This window comes from Flavobacterium sp. (genome assembly GCF_034111225.1).
Lineage (GTDB): Bacteria > Bacteroidota > Bacteroidia > Flavobacteriales > Flavobacteriaceae > Flavobacterium.
The window spans coordinates 74,104-95,701 of sequence record NZ_JAWUXR010000002.1 but is presented as its reverse complement, the minus strand read 5'-3'; the positions used below and the strand labels follow the sequence as shown (position 1 = coordinate 95,701).

Here is a 21,598-nt window from a genome sequence, read left to right as displayed (position 1 = left end):
ATATATATATTACAATAGGATTAACCAATTTTATTTGGCAATAAAATTGGTTTTTTATTAATAAATCACACACTTTCCTAATACTTTATTAAAATAAAAAAACTGCCAATAAAATTTGACAGTTTTTAATCTTATATTTTTAAGAATTACAAGACAGCTTTTAAGTCTGCATTCATATTTCTAACAGCTTCAGCTGATTTTGCGAATAATGCTTTTTCAGCATCATTTAACTTCACATCTACAATTTGCTCAACTCCATCTTTACCTATGATACATGGAACACCGATACATATGTCGTTTTGACCGTATTCTCCATCTAACATTACTGAACAAGGAATCATACGTTTTTGATCGTTTAAGATGCTATCTACTAAGAATGCAACAGAAGCTCCTGGAGCATACCAAGCTGAAGTTCCTAAAAGTCCAGTTAAAGTTGCACCCCCAACCATAGTTGAAGCAGCTACTTTATCCATATCTTCTTGAGACATAAAGTTTGCTATTGGAGAACCGTTATAAGAAGCTAAACGAGTTAATGGGATCATAGTTGTATCTCCATGACCACCTATTACCATTCCTTGGATATCATTTCCTGGTTTTTGTAGTGCTTGAGATAAGAAATATTTAAAACGAGAACTATCTAAAGCTCCACCCATTCCTATTACTCTATTTTTTGGCAATCCTGTAGCTTTTAATGTTAAGTATGTCATTGTATCCATAGGATTAGACACCACTACAATAATAGCATTTGGAGAATGTTTTAAAATATTTTCTGCAACCGATTTTACAATTCCTGCATTAATACCAATTAATTCTTCACGAGTCATTCCTGGTTTTCTAGGAATTCCAGAAGTAATTACAACTACATTTGAATTAGCTGTTTTTGAATAATCACCTGTAGTACCTACTACTTTTGTATTAAAACCTGTTGTTGTAGTACATTGCATGATATCCATAGCTTTACCTTCAGCAAAACCTTCTTTGATATCTAATAACACTACCTCGCTTGCAATTCCTCTGTACGAAATAACGTCTGCACATGTTGCGCCTACATTTCCCGCACCTACTATTGTTACTTTCATTTTGTTGTGTTTAAAAAATTATATATTAAAATTGATATTGAACTCCTAAATTTAGATTTGCAAATTTACCAAATGCAAATGAACTTTGTAAAAATATTTTTTCAATTTGATACCTCGCCGAAATTTCACCTAAAACATTTACATTATCTTTTGCTATTCTTTCCAATAAAGTATTTACTGTTTGTTGTAAAGGAAAAGCATCTTCTATTTCTCCTTTTTTACCACCTACTACATATTCAAAACTACTTGTATTCGCAATAAGAGAAGTGATTACTTCTAACTTATTAAATTCTTTTGAAGCACTTAATTGAAAATGAAATGTATCAACCAAACCTGACAATTGATTGATTCCTAAATTACCATAGGCAGTATTAATATCTAAAAAATCGAATGTAATTTCTTCTTTTGAATATATTAATGCTGTTGAAACATTGATTTTTTTTGCTTCTAAACTTTTAAAATACTGACTGATATTATGATTTAATCCAAAACCATATACTTGATAGTCACCTTTTTTAAGTTTTGTTTTTGTAGAATACCTTGCAATTAATTCTGTTCCAAATGGTAAACCGAGACTCACTTGTAAATAAGGATAAAAAACAATTTCTTGATTAATTCCTTCTGGAGTTTTAAGTCTGACTTGCTCTCCTCCTAAATCTCCAACTAAGTATATTTGATTATCATTCCCTAAAGCCGTAGAGACAGTTGCAGATGTTGCATTTTCAATTTCGAAAAATTGAAAATCGGTATTTTTAATTTTAAAACTTCTGTCGTTCTTAGGAACAAAAAACATATTCCCGTGCAAACTTAAAGTTACATCCCAAAGTTTCTTTTTCTTTGGAGAATTTACCCAACTTGAAGACGAAAGATAAACTGCCGCATCAGTTGCAGGAATAATGTATTGTTCTGAATAGAAAAGGGCATCATTTAAAAGATACCCTATCTGCTCTAATTCAGACTGTGATTGTGCATTACTTTTTAAATTAAAAAATAATGAACATAATAATAGTATTAATAATTGCTTTTTATGCATCAATATTAGCGTAAGCAGCATTTTTTTCAATAAACTCTCTTCTTGGTGGAACTTCATCCCCCATTAGCATAGAGAAAATTCTATCTGCTTCTGCTAAACTATCGATATTTACTTGACGTAATGTTCTAAACTCTGGATTCATGGTTGTGTCCCAAAGTTGTTCCGCATTCATCTCTCCAAGACCTTTATAACGTTGAATAGCAACAGAACCACCCATGTTTTGAGCAATAATATCACGTTGATTATCATTCCAAGCGTACTCCTTTTTATTTCCTTTCTTAACTAAATATAAAGGTGGTGCAGCTATATAAATATGTCCGTTTTCAATTAACTCCTTCATAAATCTAAAGAAGAAAGTTAAAATAAGAGTTGAGATATGTGATCCATCGACATCGGCATCACACATAATAACTACTTTATGGTAACGTAATTTAGAAAGGTTTAAAGCTTTACTATCCTCTTCTGTTCCAATGGTAACACCCAAAGCGGTAAAAATGTTACGAATTTCTTCGTTTTCAAAAACTTTATGTTGCATCGCTTTTTCAACATTCAAAATCTTACCTCTCAAAGGTAAAATAGCTTGAAACATTCTATCACGACCTTGTTTTGCTGTTCCACCTGCCGAATCTCCCTCTACAAGAAAAACTTCACATTTTGCAGGATCTTGCTCTGAACAATCTGAAAGTTTACCAGGTAAACCTCCACCACCCATAACGGTTTTTCTTTGCACCATTTCACGTGCTTTTTTTGCAGCGTGACGTGCTTGTGCAGCTAAAATTACTTTTTGAACAATAATTCTAGCGTCATTAGGGTTTTCTTCTAAATAAGCTTCGATCATATCTCCAACAGCTTGTGAAACTGGTGAAACTACTTCTCTATTTCCTAATTTTGTTTTCGTTTGTCCTTCAAACTGAGGTTCTGCAACTTTTACTGAAATAATAGCTGTTAACCCTTCACGGAAGTCATCTCCCGCAATTTCAAATTTTAGTTTATCTAACATTCCAGAAGCATCTGCATATTTCTTTAAAGAACGTGTTAAACCTGTTCTAAAACCTTGTAAATGCGTACCTCCTTCGTGTGTATTAATATTATTTACGTAAGAAAAAATATTTTCAGAATAAGACGTATTATAAATTAAAGCAACCTCAACTGGAATATCTCCTTTTTCAGAATCCATTGAAATTACATGAGCGATAATTGGCTCACGATTTCCATCTAAATAACGGATGTATTCTTTAAGACCTTCAGTAGAATGAAAAACTTCAGAAACAAAATTACCGTCTTTATCTTTTTCTCTTTTATCTGTAAATGTAATTGTGATTCCTTTATTTAAGAAAGACAATTCACGCATACGGGCTGACAATGTATCGTAAGAAAACTCTATAGTTTGCGTAAAGATTGAATCATCAGGATAAAAAGTAACAATTGTACCTCTTTTATCAGTTGTTCCAATTTGTTTTACTGGATAAAGGGCCTTCCCTTTTTCATATTCTTGTTCGTACACGTTTCCGTTTGCACTATGAACAGTTGCACGTAAATGATTTGATAATGCATTTACTACAGAAACTCCAACTCCGTGTAATCCTCCAGAAACTTTATACGAATCTTTATCAAATTTACCTCCAGCACCAATTTTAGTCATTACAACCTCTAATGCGGAAACACCTTCTTTTTTATGAATATCAACCGGAATACCACGACCATTATCTTCTACAGAAATAGATCCATCTTCATTAATATCCACACGAATGGTATCACAATGCCCACCCATAGCTTCATCTATAGAGTTATCTACAACTTCATATACTAAATGATGAAGTCCTCTAACTCCTACATCTCCAATATACATCGAAGGACGCATTCTTACATGCTCCATTCCTTCTAGTGCCTGAATACTATCGGCTGAATAATTGCTTTTCTTTATTTCTTCACTCATATTATTAAATCTTAAACGATTTTTCTGTTAAAGAAACAAATATAACGTTTTAATAAAGAAAATAGCTAAAAAGCACCTTAAAACAACCGTAAGTTATCAACATTTGTTAATTTCTAAAAAGTCTCTAAAATCGAATAAAAAAAGGCTAAAAATCGAAAATAAAGCAATTTGCCCGTTTGTTAAAATGCCAAAATTAGCAAAGTCGCTTAAAACTTATTTATGAGCTTAATTTTTAGTGCATTTATAAGAAATATTAACCAAATTATTTATTAAAATAGAATTAATAAGCATCTGCATGCACATTTGCTACAGCTCTACCCGATGGATCATTCATGTTTTTAAACGCTTCGTCCCATTCTAAAGCAATTTTTGTACTACACGCCACACTTGCTTCTTGCGGCACACTTAAAGCTGCTGCATCACTTGGAAAATGTTCGGTAAAAATAGAACGATAATAATACTCTTCTTTGGATGTTGGCGTTTGAATTGGAAATTTATATTTTGCATTCGCTAATTGTTCATCTGAAATCTCTTTAGCTACCACTTCTTTCAACGTATCAATCCAACTGTACCCTACTCCATCACTAAATTGTTCTTTTTGTCTCCAAGCGACACTTTCCGGCAACATGTCTTCAAAGGCTTTACGTAAAACCCATTTCTCCATACGTTCGCCATTAATCATTTTATCCTGAGGATTTATTCTCATGGCAACATCCATAAATTCTTTATCCAAAAATGGAACTCGACCTTCAATTCCCCAAGCTGCTAAACTTTTATTAGCACGTAAACAATCGTACATGTGCAACTTACTTAATTTACGAACTGTTTCTTCGTGAAATTCTTGTGCATTTGGCGCTTTATGAAAATATAAATAACCTCCAAATAATTCGTCTGCTCCTTCACCAGATAACACCATTTTAATTCCCATTGATTTTATAACTCTTGCCATTAAATACATAGGCGTTGAAGCACGAATAGTAGTTACATCATAGGTTTCTATATTGTAAATTACATCTCTAATAGCATCTAAACCTTCCTGAATAGTGAATTTTATTTCATGGTGAATGGTTTTTAAATGATCGGCTACTTTTTGGGCCGCAGCCAAGTCTGGAGAACTATCTAAACCAACCGCAAATGAATGCAATTGCGGATACCAAGCTTCTGATGTATCATCTGACTCAATTCTTTTTTGCGCATATTTTTTAGCTATAGCCGAAGTGATTGAAGAATCTAATCCTCCTGAAAGCAAAACTCCATAAGGAACATCGCTCATTAATTGTCTGTGAACCGCTGCTTCTAAAGCTACCTTTATAGCTTGAATACTTGTTGCATTGTCTTTAACTGCATCAAATTCTGTCCATTCTCTTTTATACCATTGTACGAATTCTCCATCTTTTCTTGTCATATAATGCCCTGGTGGAAATAATTCGATTTTTGCACAAACACCTTCTAATGCTTTTAATTCAGAAGCTACATAAAATGTACCGTGTTCGTCCCAACCTATATATAAAGGTATAATTCCCATGTGGTCGCGAGCAATGAAATATTCGTCTTTAGCAACATCATAAATGGCAAATCCGAAAATTCCGTTCATTTCATCAATAAAGCTTACCCCTTTTTCTTGGTATAAAGCTAATATGACTTCACAATCGCTTTCTGTTTGAAAATCGTATTTACCAACAAATTGTTTTCTTAATTCTCTATGGTTGTATATTTCTCCGTTTGCAGCTAAAACCAGACTTTTATCTTTCGAAAATAAAGGTTGTTTTCCAGAAGTTGGATCTACTATTGCCAAACGTTCGTGAGACATAATGGCTTTTTCATTACTGAAAATTCCACTCCAGTCTGGTCCACGATGACGAATTTTTTTAGACATTTCTAAAACCTGAGGTCTTAACGTTTCTGCTTTTTGCTTTAGGTCGAAGGCACATACTATTCCGCACATAACTTTATATTTTTAATTGTTTAACTGAATTACTATTTAATTCCTGAACAAAATTGCACTTAAATTGAGTTTATTTAAACTAAATAGATGTTTTTGATTATAATTTTAAACTTTATTTTTATTATTTGAATAAATCTGAAACTAAATATATGTATTTTAAGTTGATTTAATTATAAGTCATAAAAAAACCACTCAATTGAGTGGTTTTATATTTAAATTAAAAATTAATCATTTACACAAATCGTTTTCTTATGCAGGACCATTTATTGAAAAGTCTTTCTGTGTTTTACTATTTAGATTTATAGTAACCCAGAAATAATTATCTCCTCCACCTGTAGCATATAAAACTTCTTTTTCCCATTGTTCATGAACTCTAGCATTAATTACACAATAAACCCATACTAATTTTTCACCATTTCCATTAATATATGGAATGTATTGCCTTTTGTAGTTATCTAAATTAATTGTTACATTTTCTTCCCAAACCACGATATCAGGGTATTTCTTTTGATAATTTGGAATACGCATTATTTGATTTGAATTATAATTAAAGACTGATAACTTAAGCAACCTTTCTATTTCTATAAAATCTTCATCATTTAGCTTGGCTGATTTGTATTTTTTAAAATCATCTAATTTACCTGCATCAAGTATTGCAATTTTTGTTGTATCGTATTCCAACTGAAATTGTTTATAATTACTTTTTGAACAACTAAATATAAATACAAAAAGTAGAATTAGACAACTTCTTATCATGTAGATTTTGAATTAAATTTTCTTTAAATAACTTATCACTGAAGCAGCTATTTCATTTTGACCTTTTCCGCTACTTAAATATTCTTTCTCTTTAGGATTAGACAAAAAACCAACTCCTAAGTTAACAGCTGGACAGATTGAATTTTTTAAAAGAAAAAGAGAAGCATCTTTTACACCTCTTTTGGCAAGATTATCATTTGAAACCTCATTAATCAATCCTTCTGCGTGTTTATATGATTGATCATAAAACTGATTCTCTTTAGACACAAAGGCTTCAACTCCATTTACAGTTTCATTTTTTGTAATATTAGCATGTAATGAAATTACTAAGCTTGGTTTTAAAGCATTAATTTTCTCAACTCTTTCTTTTAATTCAAGAAAATTATCCTCTTCGCGCAATAAAACAATCTCTACATTTTCATCTTTGTTTAATGCTTTTATTCTATTTGCAATTTTCTCTACAATTTCCTTTTCCATTACTTCACCTGAAGTTGCTCCAAAATCTTTTCCACCGTGACCAGCATCAATAACAATTACTTTTTTTTCTCCTAATGGTTTAAATGCTATTAAAAGGAATATAGATACCATTCCTAAAACCGATAATAATTTGAATTTGTTTTTCATATGTAAATATTTATTGTTTTTTATTTGTCATATGGTATAGCTTTATCTTTATTGGTATTTGCTTGCGCAAACCTATTATTAATAGCTATTTCATAAGTAGATGTTTAGTTAGATAATGATAACGCTATAATTGTAAGAAAATTGTCATTCAATTGATGAAATTTTATATTTCATTCCGTTAAATTCAAATTCTTCGTTTATTTCTTTTCCAAGCATTATATTTCCTAGAGGTGAACTTGGCGACAAAGCCACGATATCTTTACCATCAATTGTGATTTTAGGTAAAGCTGTACTCATATAAAAAAGAAAAGTATTGGTTTGAATTAAACTCCCAATTCCAATTTTTTTATTGACTTTATCAACATCAATACTTTCTAAGATTTGTTTTTGCTCTAAAACTTCTTTCAACTTATAATTGAGTTTTTCTTGCTCAATATGCATCATTGATAAAGCGGTTTCGTGCTTATCTCCCGCTGAACCTTTTGCATCGTTTTGTGCATCTTCAGCTAAATCTAGAATCATAGCGCGATAGTTTTGAATTCTATCGTTTAAGTACTCTAAATATTGATTGTATGCTTTTTGTTTGATTGTCATTTATTATAAAATAAAAACCTACAAAGTTTAAAATCAACTTGTAGGTTTAAAATGATTTATTTACTCTTCTCTTAAAAATCGAACTTATAATTTGCTCCTAACATAATTTGGATTCCTTGCACAGGAAAGTTAGCCCAACGGTTGTATTGTTGGTTTGCTAAGTTATTTCCTTTTAAGAAAGCTGTTAAACGAGCATTGTATTTATAACCCACATGAGCATTTAAATCAAAATAACTATCTAATGTAACTTCTTGTTGTGTAAAAGTTCCTGGATTAATTAATAAATCGTCTTGAACTGTAACAACATCTTTTCTTTCTCCGACGAAGAATACATTTGTTCCTGCATACCATTTTTCTGTCAGGTTAAAATCTAATGTTGTTCCTACTTTTAATTGAGGTAAGTTCCAAGCTTCAGCTTGAACATCTGAAGTGAAATTATTGTATGTTCCGTTGATTCCGAATGTTACATTTTTAGAAAAATCGGCTTTTAACTCTCCAAAGAAAATGATTGTTTTTACATTATCGTACACTACATTAAATGAGTTTCCATGAGCATAACCTTCGGTATTTGTATTTCCTAAAATATACTCATTACTCACAAATAATGCTTTATTGTCTTCATTTTTAAGGCTTCCTCTTAAATTGAAAGCAACTGAACTAGCTAATTTTCCTTTCATACCAACATAAATGTCGTATTTATTATCTGTTGGAGCAATGAATAAAGTTGGTGAAACAAAAGTGTTTTGATCTACAAAATCAGCGTATGAGTTTTGGTCTAAACCTCCTTCTGCTCCGGCATAAGCAACTAAAATATCGCCTACAATTCTATAGGATGCTTTTACATTTGGATACACAAATAACTTACTATCACTTACACCATTATATTTTGCAGTTGTATAGAAAACTCCAGCTCCAATTTGAACTGATAAATCATCTTTTTGATATAAAATACTTGGTTTAGTTCCAAAAAGAACATTGCTATAATCAATAGAACCCGTATCTGTATAATCCTTATCAAAACTTCCGCCTACATAATCTACCACAAAGTCAGCTTTAATTTTTTGACCTAAAGCGTCAATATCTAATGAAGGTTTAATAAAAAACCTATTTTCGCCAGAACCAAATCCGTCTGAGAAACGTTTAAACTGCATTGAAGCATCTTTAAAGAAACTTTTCTTAAACTCTACTTTTCCTCCAAGAACAATTGTATTATAAGACTGTGAAGGATCAATAGCATCGATAGTAGCTTGATCGTAGAAAATATTTTCGGTAGGCAAACCGTACCAATTATAAATTTGGTTTTTAACACCTAAATCGATGTTCCAATTCATGTCTCTTTCTCTAACGCCATAAGTAACATCTAAACTAGTGTTGTAATATTTATCGTCTAAAACAACATCCTTAATTCCGCCTTGAGAAGACAAATGACGAAGCATTCCACCAACGTAACTGTTTCTACTAAGATTTTCGGTAATGAATAACTCTGCATTAATGGTAGGATAATTTCCAAAACCTAATGTTGCGTAATTATTGTATAGTTTTATTTTTTCTGCTTTATCTACATCAGCAGCTTTTCCTTTTGCAGGTGTAAAAGTTGATGCAACTGGAAAAGAAAAGATATTATAGGTAATCGATTCTTTTTGAGTATTATCTTCATCCTCAATAACCGGTGTTTCTTTTACTTTAAAAGCATCTGAAATGGTTGGTGTATAAGGCTTTACAATATTTACCACTTCAGAACCAATATTCTCATCTTTTACTTGACCAAAAGTAAACTGAGTGGCAAATGCAAAAACTCCTATGACTATATATTTTGTATTCTTCATATTTAATTTTATTGGTGAGATTCTTCGACAAGCTCAGAATGACAACTTTATAAATAATTTATTTTGTAATTGATGAGTTCGTTTTAGCTTCTTCTGTTTTGATTTTATCTAATTCAGTTTTTGCTTCATCAACTACATCAGGAAAATCAGTAAAGTTTTTAATTACACTTTCTAAAATGTAAGTCGCTTGAAAACTATCTTTTAAACCGTAGAAGTTTTTAGCCATAACCACTAATCCTTTTGCACCATAATATTTATAACCTGAATAGTCTTTTGCTATTTTTTGAACTACAGCATTTGATGCTTCAAACTGACCTTCTTTGTTTTTAAAATAAGCATCATAAAACATTGCTTCAGCAGCTAATTCTCCTTTTGCAATTTTCAATAACTTGGCGTAAGCTTCTTTCGCTTTAGCTTCGTTATTCGTTTTCATTGCTGCGCGAGCTACGATAATTTGAGCATCACTTTTAACCCTGTCTTCCGTTTTATTATTTGCTAAAACTTTATCAGCGTAAACAACTGCATTTGTATAATCTTCTTTATCGTAATACGCTTTCATTAAATTAGATTGTGCAAATGTTACGTTTTGAGGAAACTCAGCTTCTGTCTCTAATCGTTTTAAAACCGGAATTGCTTTAGAATAGTCTTTTGCTTTTAAAAGAACTTGACTTAAACGCGCCAATGCTTGTTCGGTAAACTCACTTCTTGGTTTATCAACTACAAACTCGTAATGTTTAACAGAATTGCTTTCTAATCCATCAGCAAAATATAATTGTGCTAAATAGAAATTTGCCTTTAATGCGTGTAAACCTTGCGGGAATTTAGAAACATAGTTTGAAAATCCTGTTATTGCTAGTTTAGCATTATTCATTAAGTATTGCTTTTCAGCAGATTCATACGTTGTGTTATCTAAATCGGCATTTGAAACTTCAACAAAACTTAATGTTTTTACCCAATCTGCATATTCATCTACTCTACCGTTATCTATGTAAATTAAACGAGCAGTTGCAACAGCTTCTAATGATTCTGGTGAATTAGGAAATTCCGCAACAACCTTTTTGAATTTGGTTAAAGCTTGTTCATTTTTGTTTCCGTTATAATAAATTAAGCCTTGTTTTAAAATAGATTTTGCAACATAAGAACTTTTTTTATTTGTTTGAATTAACTTATCATAAGTTGCAATTGCTTTATCTGTTTGTCTTTCATTCACGTAGGTGTTTCCTAACTCGTAATACGCATCATCTGCATATTGAGAAGCTGGATAAGTTTTTACAAACTTTTCTAAATCCTCTATTTTCTTATCATTTTTACCAACGAATCCGTAACTGATTCCTTTTTGAAAAGCAGCATAATCAGCATCTACACTCTTTAAATCGATTGCTTTGTTATAAGCATCCATTGCTGGCCAATATTTAGTAGAAATGAAGTTACAATCTCCTAAACGCAAGTAAGCATCTGTTTGTCTTACTTTATCTTCTTTTACAACAGCAATAAAATTTTCGTAATATTTTATAGCATTATCATATTCTTTTAACTTGAAATAGGCATAAGCCAAATTGTAGTTAGCGTTTTTAAATTCTGGTGTAGCTTTAGCATTTGCATCATTTACAAATTGAAGAAAACTGATTTTAGCCTCACTAAAATTATCTAAACTATACTCTGTTTCAGCTTTCCAAAATGTAGCTCTTGCTGTAAATTTAGCATCTTGTCTTTCTGCGATAGATTTTTTAAATAAATCGTAAGCTCCTTTGTAATCTCCATCTGTATATAATTCCAAACCTCTATAAAAAGCTACTTTTTGATACGCCAATTTATTTTCTGGTCCTTTATTTTTTTCTAATAAAACTAAAGCTTCTTTGTAATTTTTAGAAGTAATGTATGAACTGATTAATAAAGTATTAATCTCTTGTTTGTAAGATGTATTTGGATATTTAGCCAAATAACTGTTTAAAACTTGAGGAACAGATTGATATGGATTACCAATTTCGTAACTTAATTTAGCATAGTTTAAAAAAGCATCTTCTTGAATTTTCTTTTCAAAACTCATTTCAGACGCAGTTTTAAAAGCATTTAAAGCCTGTTGCTTTTTATCTGTTTTTAAATAACTTTCTCCTAAATGATAATAAGCGTTTTGAGCTACAAAGTCATTCCCATTAATAATTTTATTGAATTGTGCTATTGCATTTTCAAAATCGTTTTGCTTATAATACACATAACCCAATTGGTAATAATCAGTATTACTCCATTTTCCTTTTTTCCCTCTGTAATCAACTAGATAAGGTAGCGCTTTGTCATATTGCTTTAAATTGAAATAACTTTCTCCAATAATTTTAGACAGTTCGCTTTTCTCAACAGCATTTGATTTTGGCATTTGTTCCAATCCTAAATCGATTGCTTTTTGAAAACTTCCAAGCTTGAAATTCATATCAGCTTGAAAATACCCCATCTTTTCTTTGTACTTATCTTTATCTTGAACTTGATCAAAATATTGATTAGCGCTTGTATAATCATCCGATTCGTATGAAAGATAACCTAAATAATATTTAGCCTGACTTCCAAAAGTTTTAGAATTGATAACCTTATTAAAATACTTAGTTGCTTCTTTAGTATTTTTAGCTACAAAATAAGCATAACCTTTTTGAAAATTATATTTTTCTAAATCAGAATAAGACATCGATTCTGTATTAGCTTTATCAAACCAAGCTAATGACTGCGGATAATTCCCTTGATCGAAATAATAATGTGCAACTTCAATATAAGCTTGATTTTGCTTTGTGCTTGTAGGATAATCTTCTACAAAACTTTCAATTAAAGCGTCAGCACCCATTTGATTTAAGCGAATCGCACAATTTGCAATATAGTAAGCACAGTCTGCTTTTACTTCTTGATTATTAACTTGACTTTTTACTTTGTCAAATAAAATTTGAGCAGATTGATATTGCATATCTTTATACAAAGCAAGTGCGTTATCAAATTCTTTTAATTCATGCGTATAAATAGACGATTGTTGTCCAAATACTGAAAATGAAATTAAAAATAAAAACAGAAATCTTAGTCTAATTATTGGAATCATTTGGCCTTGTTTTATTGCTTTCAAATATAGATTTTATATACCTATTAACGTAAGAGATTAACATATTATTGTAAAATATTATTAACATTTTTTTAAAACCGTTATAATAATTTACATCATATTTAAGTTTATATTTTGAAAGCGAAAATATAGTTATTACATTTACACATTAAATCAGAATTTCATTATGTCACATACCATTCTTTCATTAAAAGACGTTTCTATTTTTCAAGAAAAAAACCCTATATTAACTAATATTAATTTGGAAGTTAACAAAGGAGATTTTATCTATTTAATTGGAAAAACTGGAGCAGGAAAAAGTAGTTTTTTAAAAACACTTTATGCTGATTTAACTTTAACAGAAGGTGAAGGACAAATTGTTGATTATGATTTAAAAACCTTAAAAGAAAATGACATTCCATATCTAAGAAGAAAACTAGGTGTTGTATTTCAAGACTTTAAACTTTTACCAGATAGAAATGTAAAAGAAAATCTACTTTTTGTTTTAAAAGCAACCGGTTGGATTGAAAAGGAAGAAATGAATGTAAAAATTGACGAAGTTTTAGACAAAGTAGGAATGAAAAACTATCAATCTAAAATGCCTCATCAATTATCTGGTGGAGAGCAGCAACGTATTGCAATTGCAAGAGCTTTGTTAAACGATCCAGAATTAATATTAGCTGATGAGCCGACAGGAAACCTTGACCCTCAAACAAGTTCTGAAGTAATGCAAGTCTTAAAAAACATAAATGCAACTGGTAAAACAATAATTATGGCAACGCATGATTACGCTTTATTACTAAAATACCCTTCAAAAACGTTGAAATTTGACGAAGGAAAGGTATTTGAAGTGGTTCAAAGAACAGTTTAATGCTTTCTATTTTAATTCCAATTTACAATTACAATGCTTATAACTTAGCACATGAACTAAATGAACAATGTGTGAATTGTGGAATTGAATATGAAATTATTTGTCAAGACGACGCTTCAAACTCAATATTGAATACATTAAATGAAGAAATAAATCAATTACCCAATTGTTCTTTTATTTCTTTAAAACAAAATGTTGCACATAGACAAAACAGAAATTTACTTGCCGAAAAAGCAAAATACAAGTGGTTACTTTTTATTGATGGTGATTCTAAAATAAATCAACAAAATTACATTCAAAATTACATTGACAATACAAAAGATTTCGAAGTAATTTATGGAGGACGAATTCATTCTGAAGTTTGCCCTTCTGATGAGCAAAAGTTAAGATGGAAATATGGAAAGTTCATTGAAGACAAAACTGCTACAGAACGATTAAAAAATCCATATAAATGTTTGTTATTCAACAATACTTTAATTTTAAAATCAGAATTCAACAAAGTAAAATTCGATCCAGAAATTACCCTTTATGGACATGATGATACTCAGTTTTCGTATGAATTAAGCAAAATTAAGAGTAAAGTAAATCATATTGAAAACCCAATATTACATGATGATATTGATGAAAGCAAAAAGTATTTAAATAAAACTGAAGAAAGTCTGAAAAGTCTTTTAATTCTTTTTGCTTCAAAAAAAATAAGCCCCGAATTTGTTTCTATTTTAAAACTCTATGTCTTTTTAAAAAACACTGGATCAATATATATTGTTAGATTAGGATTTAAACTTTTTAAAAATATTTTCCGAAAACAAATACTAAGTAGTAATCCTTCACTTGGCATCTTTAATGCGTACAGAATTGGATATTTATGTTCTCTAAAAGAATAACAAAAATTAATGTATTTTTGTTTCAAATGCTGCTCATGTATCAATCATTAAAAAAAATAGTTCACTTTATTTTACCTAGAAAAGCACTTTTTCAAATAGAACCTTATTTGAGAAGTATTTATGCGTTAAACAAATCTGGGAATAAACATAAATGTACTGTTTGTGATTTTGAGGCAAAAACATGGACCACAATTTTAAACGATGATAATTTATGTCCTAAATGCGGAAGTTTATCTCGTGATAGAAGATTATGGTGGTTAATTTCTGAAGATTATATGAAAGATCAGATTACGGTTTTAGACTTTTCACCTTCACGAAGTTTATTTCGTAAATGGAAAAAAATAAAAAACATTAACTATACAGCTTCTGATTTATCTGGAGATTTTATTTCAGATGTAAAATTCGATATTACAAAAATTTCTCAGGCCAATGAAACTTATAATTTAATTATTTGTTACCATATTTTAGAACATGTAATTGAAGATTCTAAAGCAATACAGGAATTGTATAGAGTTTTAAAACCAAACGGAACAATTCTTATACAAACTCCTTTCAAAGACGGAGAAATTTATGAAGATTATTCTATAACTTCTGAATCGGAACGATTAATTCATTTCGGACAAGAAGATCATGTTCGTTTTTATTCAATAAATGGATTAAAAGAACGATTAGAAAAAAGTGGTTTTTCTGTTGATGTAAAACATTTTGATGAAAATGTATATTTAGGGTTAGCGGAAAACGAAACCGTATTAATTGCTAAAAAATAATTATGGTACAAATTTCAGTTGTAATTCCGGTTTTTAATAAAGGTTTTATTCTAAATGAAACTCTAAATTCTGTTTTACAACAAATCTTTACCAATTATGAAATTATAATTATTAACGATGGTTCAACTGACAATAGTCTATCAGTCCTTTCAAAGTTTGAAGATTCAAGAATTCAAATTTATTCTCAAGAAAACAAAGGCGCTGCTGCTGCTCGAAATTTAGGAATTGAAAAAAGTAATGGTGAATTTATTGCTTTTTTAGATGCTGATGATTATTGGTTTCCCAATCATTTAGAAGAATTAATTAAACTCTCAGAGCAATATCCTAGTTGCGGTTCTTACTGTTCTAGATACCAAATTAAAAACACAAAAAACTCCGTTATAAATCCGGTTTTTAAAGATATTCCTCAAGACTTCAATGGAATTTTAAATAACTATTTTGCGTCTAATCATCCGTTTAAAATAAACATTACGTTGAACCAAATGATTCCTAAAAAAATTCTAATCGAAATGAATTGTTTCACTGAAGGAATAACTAATGGGCAAGATTTAGAATTATGGACAAAAATTGGAATTAAATACCCAATTGCAGTACACAATAAAATCACGGCAATCTACAACAACTATTTACCAAATACACTTTCTAAAAACAGTTTTAAAACTATGAAATTAATGGACTTTAAACAGTTTGAATTCGAAGAAAAGGAAAACCCACATTTGAAAAATTTTTTGGATTTTCATCGAATATTTTATGCAAAACATTATAAAATAATTGGTAACGAAGAAAAAGTTCGTTTTTATTTAAATGATGTTGCGAACGAAAATCTATCTTTTATGATAAAAGTCCTTTTTAAAACACCTTCAAGTATTTTAAATACTCTTTTCAAATTGAAAAATTGGTTGCTAAAAAAAGGAATTAGTTTTTAGATTTTAAAAAATCTTCAAAACCTCTAATATAATCTTCTTCTTTAAAAACATCAGAAGCAATAACTAAACAAACCGAACCCGAAGAAAAGTTTTTTAATTCGCGCCAAATTCCATTGGTAATTAATAACCCCTCAAATGGTTTGTTTAAAGTAACCGTTTTTTGTTCATTTCCATCGTTAAGGATAACATCAAAACTGCCTGAAAGTGCAATTAAAAACTCTTGTTGCTCAATGTGAGAATGACCACCACGTTCAGCAGCACTAGGCACATCGTATAAATAATAAACCCGGTTTATAGGAAAAGGAATTACATCATTTTCTATAACCGAAAGATTTCCTCTTGGATCTTCAATTTTAGGTATTTGAAGTAATTTACAGTCTGATATGTTTTGCATATTTATTTTTTCCTTTTATAGCTTGATTAAGTAAAGAACCAATATTTGAAAAGGTAATTTTACCGTGTATTAAATCAAAAAACAGTTTTAAAAACACCCAAAATAAGTACTTTTTATTGAAAATACGATAAAAAACAGCTCCTTGATTAAAATAAAGTAAATCTTGCTCTATTTTGCTTGATGTTGTAAAACCATTATGCATCATCAACGTATGAGGAACAAAACCAATTTTGCATTTTTTCCTTTTAGCATCAGCTAAAAAAACTGCCTCCTCTCCCATAGAAAACATACTGCCTAAACCAAAATTTTCATCAAAACAAACTGAATTGTAAATACTTTCTCTTTTAAAAACCAACTCAATTGAAGAGGTCTTTAAGACTTCAAACCAATTTAATTTTCCCTGAAATCTTAACGGGTATTTCTTAACAAATTTCCCTAACTCATTTTTAAATTTAAATCTAAATCCATCAAAATTAATATGTGAATTAAACTCTTTTAAAATTTTATCTTCAAAACCCAACTCAAAAACAACATCGTCATCTGCAAGAAGAAGGATATCTTTACTCGAATTTTGAATGGCAATATTTCTACTTTTAGACAAGCCTTTCTCAAACACATTAATTACTTTTATAGTGTCATAATCTGATTTCAGAATAGTATCATTTGTAGTTTGATTGACAATTATAATGTTGAAATTGTAAAAACCAGAAAACATAAACATAGATTGCAAAAAATCGAGATTAGATCGATTCATTGTCGCAATTAAAATTTCAATATCCGATTTGTGATAGGTTTTTATCAATTGTACTATATTTACACAAAGATAGAAATTTAGATTTCAAATTTTAGAATTTAAAACATTCAATGAAAATTTTATTACTTGGCGAATACAGTCGATTACATAACTCTTTGAAAGAAGGGTTGGTTTCTTTAGACCATGAAGTGATTATAATTGGTTGTGGTGACAAATTCAAACAATTTCCTGTAGACTATTCTATTTATGCAAAAACTTGTAACAAAACTAAGTTAGGAAACATAATATTTAAAGGAATTCGAAAAATAACTTCTATTGATTTTGAAAAAATTGAAAAAGCTATTCGTTTTTACTTTTTAATTCCTAAACTGACCAAATTTGATCATGTACAATTAATTAATTCAGATGCATTAGAAACGTATACTTTTCTGTCTCGCTTTTTATATAAGAGATTGTTTGCAAAAATTAAATCGAGAAGTTTATTAGTTTGTGGGGATGAAACTCCGGTTATTGAATATTTGCTAAAAAACGAAATGAAATATTCTATTTTAACGCCTTACTTTGCAAACAAATCACATAAAAAACAGTTCCATTTTCCGTTGAAATACATTACTTCAGAATATAGAAAAACGTTTAATTGGCTAAATGAGAATTGTCAAAACATCATCACATCGGATTTGGATTATCAAATTCCAATGCAAAAAATGGGTTTCAAGACTACATTTATTCCAAACCCAATAAATACAGACAAAATTGAATATTCTCCTTTAAAAATTGATGATAAAATTATTATCTTCCTAGGAATAAATAGATTGAGTTATTTAAAAAAAGGGATTCCTTATTTTGAAAAAGCTCTTGAGATTATTCAAACAAAATACACAGAGAAAGTTGAAGTAATTATCACTGAAAACATTCCGTATAACGAATACATTTCCATTTACAACAAAACACATATTTTACTAGATCAAATATATGCTTATGACCAAGGTTATAATGCTTTAGAAGCCATGACAAAAGGCAAAGTCGTTTTTACGGGTGCTGAAACCGAATTTTTACAACACTATCATTTAAGCGAAAATGAGGTTTGTGTAAACGCACTTCCTGATGAAAATGATATTGTAGAAAAACTGAGTTTGTTAATTGAAAATCCGGATTTAATTTTAGAAATTTCAAAAAACGCAAAAGCGTTTATTGAAAAAGAACATCATTATAAAACTATTGCAAGTACTTATTTAAAGACTTGGGGAGTTATTTAAAATAATGAATATGAAAAAAAGATATAGTTGGATTTATTTAATTATCATTCTATTAAATTGTAATCAATCTTTTGCTGAAGGCCAAGATGGAATAAGTTCAATAATAAACTTTGGTTATTCATTTATGATTTTAACAAATATATTTTTCTATACAATTATACTTGGTATAATAATTAAATATATTTTTCTGAATAAAAATATAAAACAAAGAAATCTAAAAGCTTTTACTACTTCGGTAATAATAGCAATTCTACTTACAGTTATCTACAACGATAAATTTACTTTTTTAATTTACAATTTGCTTTAACATGGTTCTTCAAAAAAAGTAAAACAACTACAATCATTGCAAATTCAAATGGAAAACTAAACCTACTGTTGTTTCCAAAAGTTACTAAAGCTTGTAAAACAGCACTTGCAAAAACAAGAGTAATAATTATTAGTTCAAATGTGATTTTTCGATTTTTAAAAAACAAATAAAGATAGAAAAACATCAAACCAACAAAAACCAATTTAAAAATTTGAATGATGCTACTTTGAATTTTCCATACCAAACCAACAATAGAATCTACATATGAATTATCAAATTTTACAAAAGGTTTCATGTCAAATACTTTCCAAAAATCTAAAAATGATTTTGAAATAACTTGCTCAAAAAATTCACTTTGATTATTAGCAATTGTCTCTTTTCCAAATTTCCCCAACTCGTTTGATAAATCGGGAAAATTAGTATAATATTTATTAAAAACACTGTCGTTATAAGCATACCAAATAGACATTGCGACATCTTTATTTTCTTTAATTGCTTCATCTCTATATTTAATATATGGCTCTTTAATCCATTTGTATTTTTCAGGTGCTTTCTCTACAAAATAAACACAGTTTTGAGAAATATTTAAACCAAAATAAGTAGTTGAAACAAAATAACCTGTATTCATTTCATTTACATAAGACCAACCAAAATAAGCTATTAAAGGAAAAACCAAAATAATGATTCTTCGATTAATAATATTTTTAAAACGGAATGCTTTTAAAGTATATAATCCGTAAAACAAAAAAGGAAAGTAAGCGTAAAATGGCTTTATTAAAACCAAAAAACCTAACACAAGTCCAATGAATAATAATTGCTTAAAAGTAGGCTGCTCTAAATACTTTTTAGAAAGCATCCAGAAGATAATGCTAAAAATAAAAACAACGAAAGATTCTACTAAAATAGCAGTTTCAAAGAAAAAATAACACAATAAACTGTTCATGAATAGAACAATCCAGAAGCTTTGTTTTTTTGAAAATTGTAATTCTATTAAAGTTGCATACCAAAAACACAATGTAAAAAGTCCAATTAAAAATTGGCACAACATAGTTATTTTCATAGTGCCAAATGCCAAAGCAATTAATATTGGATAACCTGGACTTCTCCAGCCAATATAGCCTGATAAATCTAATCTTAGAATATACTCTGACAATTCCATATAACTCCAACTATCAGGGACTTTTGTAATTTTTAAATACATTAAAAACAATATAGTACGTGTCAAAAATCCAATGAGTAATAATAACTTTACTTCTCTTTGGTTTAGAAACTGAATTATTTTTTTTAGCTTCTTCATTTAAAATATCATTTTTCTAAAATAAAAACCAACTACAACAAAGTATAAAAAATAAGTAACAGCATAAGCCATTACCGCACCTTCAGCTCCAAAATACTGAATCCCAAAATAACTTGAAAAAATTAAAATACTAAACGAAATTATTTCAGTAATAAAATAAGGTTTAACCAACTTTTTAGCAAAAAACTGAATCGCTAATATTAATGCTGCTGCTCTAAAAAAATCGCCTAATAACTGCCAAAAGAACAAATTTGAAACTGCAGAAAAATCTTTGGTAAACAAAATAAGAATTACAATATCTTTCAAAAAATACATTAAAACCAATCCGAAACCAAAAACAGGTAAAATGGTTTTGTAAAACTGACGAATTAATGGTTTATTTTCACTTAAAGAGGAAGTCTTAGAAAGCTCTGGTAAATAATACAAACTCACTAAAGTAGTAATAAACATCATGTAAAAACTAGATATTCTGCTCATAGCCTCATAATAACCTGCAGCTTCAATTGATTGTGAAGCAATTATTAATTTTCGAATATAAATGTAAACAATTGGTGTTAAAATAGATGAAAACAAAGTCATTGAAGCAAAAACTACCACTCTTTTAATTTGTTGAAAATCAAAATACTGAAGGTTTAAAACTTCTTTTAATGAGAATTGTTTCAAGAAATAAAATCCCGAGAAACAGAATAACAAAAATGAAACAATAGATACCGAAATCATAGCACCTAAAACGGTAAATTTCCACATTAAGAAAATCGAAATTATAAGTCCGGCTATATAACTAAAAATAGTTATGTTAATTACTTTTTTATATGCACTAAGACCATTGATAACCGAAACAAAAAACAAATGTAATATTGTAAAAGGTATTGTAAAAGCTAATATTTGTAAGGCTAATAAATAGGTTTCATTTCCGTTTAAAATAGATTTTAAGAAATAAGTTGAACCAATTAAAACGGTAAAAATCAACAATAAAGAAGTAATCAATAAAGTATAAAAAACAGTTGTTAGTAACGAATAGACTTTTTCTTTATCTGCTTGATTTTCTGCAACTGTTTTAACAATTCCATTTTGAAAACCAAGAATTCCAACAGCTTCTAATGTTGAACTAAAATTTCTAAAATTCCCCATTAAAGCCATGCCAGATGGACCAATAAAATAAGCAATCGCTTTCGACGAAAGTAAGCCTGTAAAAATACGCACCAATAGACTTGCGCTATTAAAACTCGCGATTTTAAACAAGGGTGATTTTGCTATACTTTTTATCCAACTCAAA

At 29.4% G+C, this 21,598-nt stretch carries 18 protein-coding genes; 5 read left to right on the top strand and 13 right to left on the bottom strand.

Annotation, left to right across the window (positions count from 1 at the left end; all coding sequences use genetic code 11):
- Positions 1-146: 146 nt before the first annotated feature.
- The 9 genes from mdh to UXY25_RS00670 all read right to left on the bottom strand — a co-directional run bounded on the left by mdh (position 147) and on the right by UXY25_RS00670 (position 12,866).
- Positions 147-1,079, bottom strand: a complete 933-nt coding sequence (gene mdh / locus UXY25_RS00710; RefSeq protein ID WP_320814076.1) for a malate dehydrogenase — start codon at positions 1,077-1,079, stop codon at positions 147-149.
- 25 nt (positions 1,080-1,104) lie between these two features.
- The gene (locus UXY25_RS00705) at positions 1,105-2,133 is read right to left on the bottom strand and encodes a DUF6588 family protein (RefSeq protein WP_320814075.1); all 1,029 of its coding nucleotides are present in this window, start codon (positions 2,131-2,133) and stop codon (positions 1,105-1,107) included.
- The gene (gene gyrB, locus UXY25_RS00700) at positions 2,105-4,048 is read right to left on the bottom strand and encodes a DNA topoisomerase (ATP-hydrolyzing) subunit B (RefSeq protein ID WP_320814074.1); all 1,944 of its coding nucleotides are present in this window, start codon (positions 4,046-4,048) and stop codon (positions 2,105-2,107) included. The genes UXY25_RS00705 and gyrB overlap by 29 nt, the downstream gene beginning before the upstream one ends.
- Positions 4,049-4,328: 280 nt before the next feature.
- The gene (gene asnB, locus UXY25_RS00695; RefSeq protein WP_320814073.1) at positions 4,329-5,993 is read right to left on the bottom strand and encodes an asparagine synthase B; all 1,665 of its coding nucleotides are present in this window, start codon (positions 5,991-5,993) and stop codon (positions 4,329-4,331) included.
- Positions 5,994-6,242: 249 nt separating this feature from the next.
- Positions 6,243-6,674: a hypothetical protein gene (locus UXY25_RS00690; RefSeq protein ID WP_320814072.1), complete on the bottom strand. Its 432-nt coding sequence runs from the start codon at positions 6,672-6,674 to the stop codon at positions 6,243-6,245.
- Positions 6,675-6,761: 87 nt separating this feature from the next.
- Positions 6,762-7,373 (bottom strand): N-acetylmuramoyl-L-alanine amidase, encoded by a 612-nt coding sequence (locus UXY25_RS00685; RefSeq protein WP_320814071.1) that lies wholly within the window; start codon positions 7,371-7,373, stop codon positions 6,762-6,764.
- 144 nt (positions 7,374-7,517) lie between these two features.
- Positions 7,518-7,967, bottom strand: a complete 450-nt coding sequence (locus UXY25_RS00680; protein WP_320814070.1) for a hypothetical protein — start codon at positions 7,965-7,967, stop codon at positions 7,518-7,520.
- A 71-nt stretch (positions 7,968-8,038) separates the two neighbouring features.
- Positions 8,039-9,793: a TonB-dependent receptor gene (locus tag UXY25_RS00675; RefSeq protein ID WP_320814069.1), complete on the bottom strand. Its 1,755-nt coding sequence runs from the start codon at positions 9,791-9,793 to the stop codon at positions 8,039-8,041.
- A gap of 58 nt (positions 9,794-9,851) precedes the next feature.
- Positions 9,852-12,866, bottom strand: a complete 3,015-nt coding sequence (locus UXY25_RS00670) for a tetratricopeptide repeat protein (RefSeq protein WP_320814068.1) — start codon at positions 12,864-12,866, stop codon at positions 9,852-9,854.
- Positions 12,867-13,053: 187 nt separating this feature from the next.
- On the opposite strand from UXY25_RS00670, the gene UXY25_RS00665 reads away from it, so the two are divergent.
- From UXY25_RS00665 to UXY25_RS00650, 4 genes are read left to right on the top strand one after another with little or no spacing between them, the layout of a single operon-like run.
- Positions 13,054-13,737, top strand: a complete 684-nt coding sequence (locus UXY25_RS00665) for a cell division ATP-binding protein FtsE (protein ID WP_320814067.1) — start codon at positions 13,054-13,056, stop codon at positions 13,735-13,737.
- Positions 13,737-14,621 (top strand): glycosyltransferase family 2 protein, encoded by an 885-nt coding sequence (locus tag UXY25_RS00660; RefSeq protein ID WP_320814066.1) that lies wholly within the window; start codon positions 13,737-13,739, stop codon positions 14,619-14,621. The genes UXY25_RS00665 and UXY25_RS00660 overlap by 1 nt, the downstream gene beginning before the upstream one ends.
- 35 nt (positions 14,622-14,656) lie before the next feature.
- Positions 14,657-15,388 carry a class I SAM-dependent methyltransferase gene (locus tag UXY25_RS00655; RefSeq protein ID WP_320814065.1) on the top strand — a complete coding sequence of 244 codons (732 nt, stop codon included), beginning with the start codon at positions 14,657-14,659 and terminating at the stop codon, positions 15,386-15,388.
- 2 nt (positions 15,389-15,390) lie between these two features.
- The gene (locus UXY25_RS00650; RefSeq protein ID WP_320814064.1) at positions 15,391-16,314 is read left to right on the top strand and encodes a glycosyltransferase family 2 protein; all 924 of its coding nucleotides are present in this window, start codon (positions 15,391-15,393) and stop codon (positions 16,312-16,314) included.
- Here the strand turns inward: UXY25_RS00650 and UXY25_RS00645 are convergent.
- Both UXY25_RS00645 and UXY25_RS00640 read right to left on the bottom strand, forming a co-directional pair.
- Entirely contained in the window at positions 16,304-16,708 is a 405-nt protein-coding gene (locus UXY25_RS00645; RefSeq protein WP_320814063.1) for an FdtA/QdtA family cupin domain-containing protein, read from the bottom strand. The genes UXY25_RS00650 and UXY25_RS00645 overlap by 11 nt on opposite strands.
- Positions 16,686-17,510, bottom strand: coding sequence for a glycosyltransferase family A protein (locus tag UXY25_RS00640; RefSeq protein ID WP_320814062.1), 825 nt, complete (start codon positions 17,508-17,510; stop codon positions 16,686-16,688). Before UXY25_RS00640 ends, UXY25_RS00645 begins: the two co-directional genes overlap by 23 nt.
- A gap of 62 nt (positions 17,511-17,572) precedes the next feature.
- Here UXY25_RS00640 and UXY25_RS00635 point away from each other — a divergent pair, with 62 nt between their 5' ends.
- The gene (locus UXY25_RS00635; protein WP_320814061.1) at positions 17,573-18,718 is read left to right on the top strand and encodes a glycosyltransferase; all 1,146 of its coding nucleotides are present in this window, start codon (positions 17,573-17,575) and stop codon (positions 18,716-18,718) included.
- Between the two features lie 278 nt (positions 18,719-18,996).
- Here UXY25_RS00635 and UXY25_RS00630 read toward each other — a convergent pair whose 3' ends face one another.
- Positions 18,997-20,322, bottom strand: a complete 1,326-nt coding sequence (locus UXY25_RS00630) for a hypothetical protein (protein WP_320814060.1) — start codon at positions 20,320-20,322, stop codon at positions 18,997-18,999.
- Positions 20,323-21,597 carry an O-antigen translocase gene (locus tag UXY25_RS00625; RefSeq protein WP_320814059.1) on the bottom strand — a complete coding sequence of 425 codons (1,275 nt, stop codon included), beginning with the start codon at positions 21,595-21,597 and terminating at the stop codon, positions 20,323-20,325.
- Position 21,598: the final 1 nt, after the last annotated feature.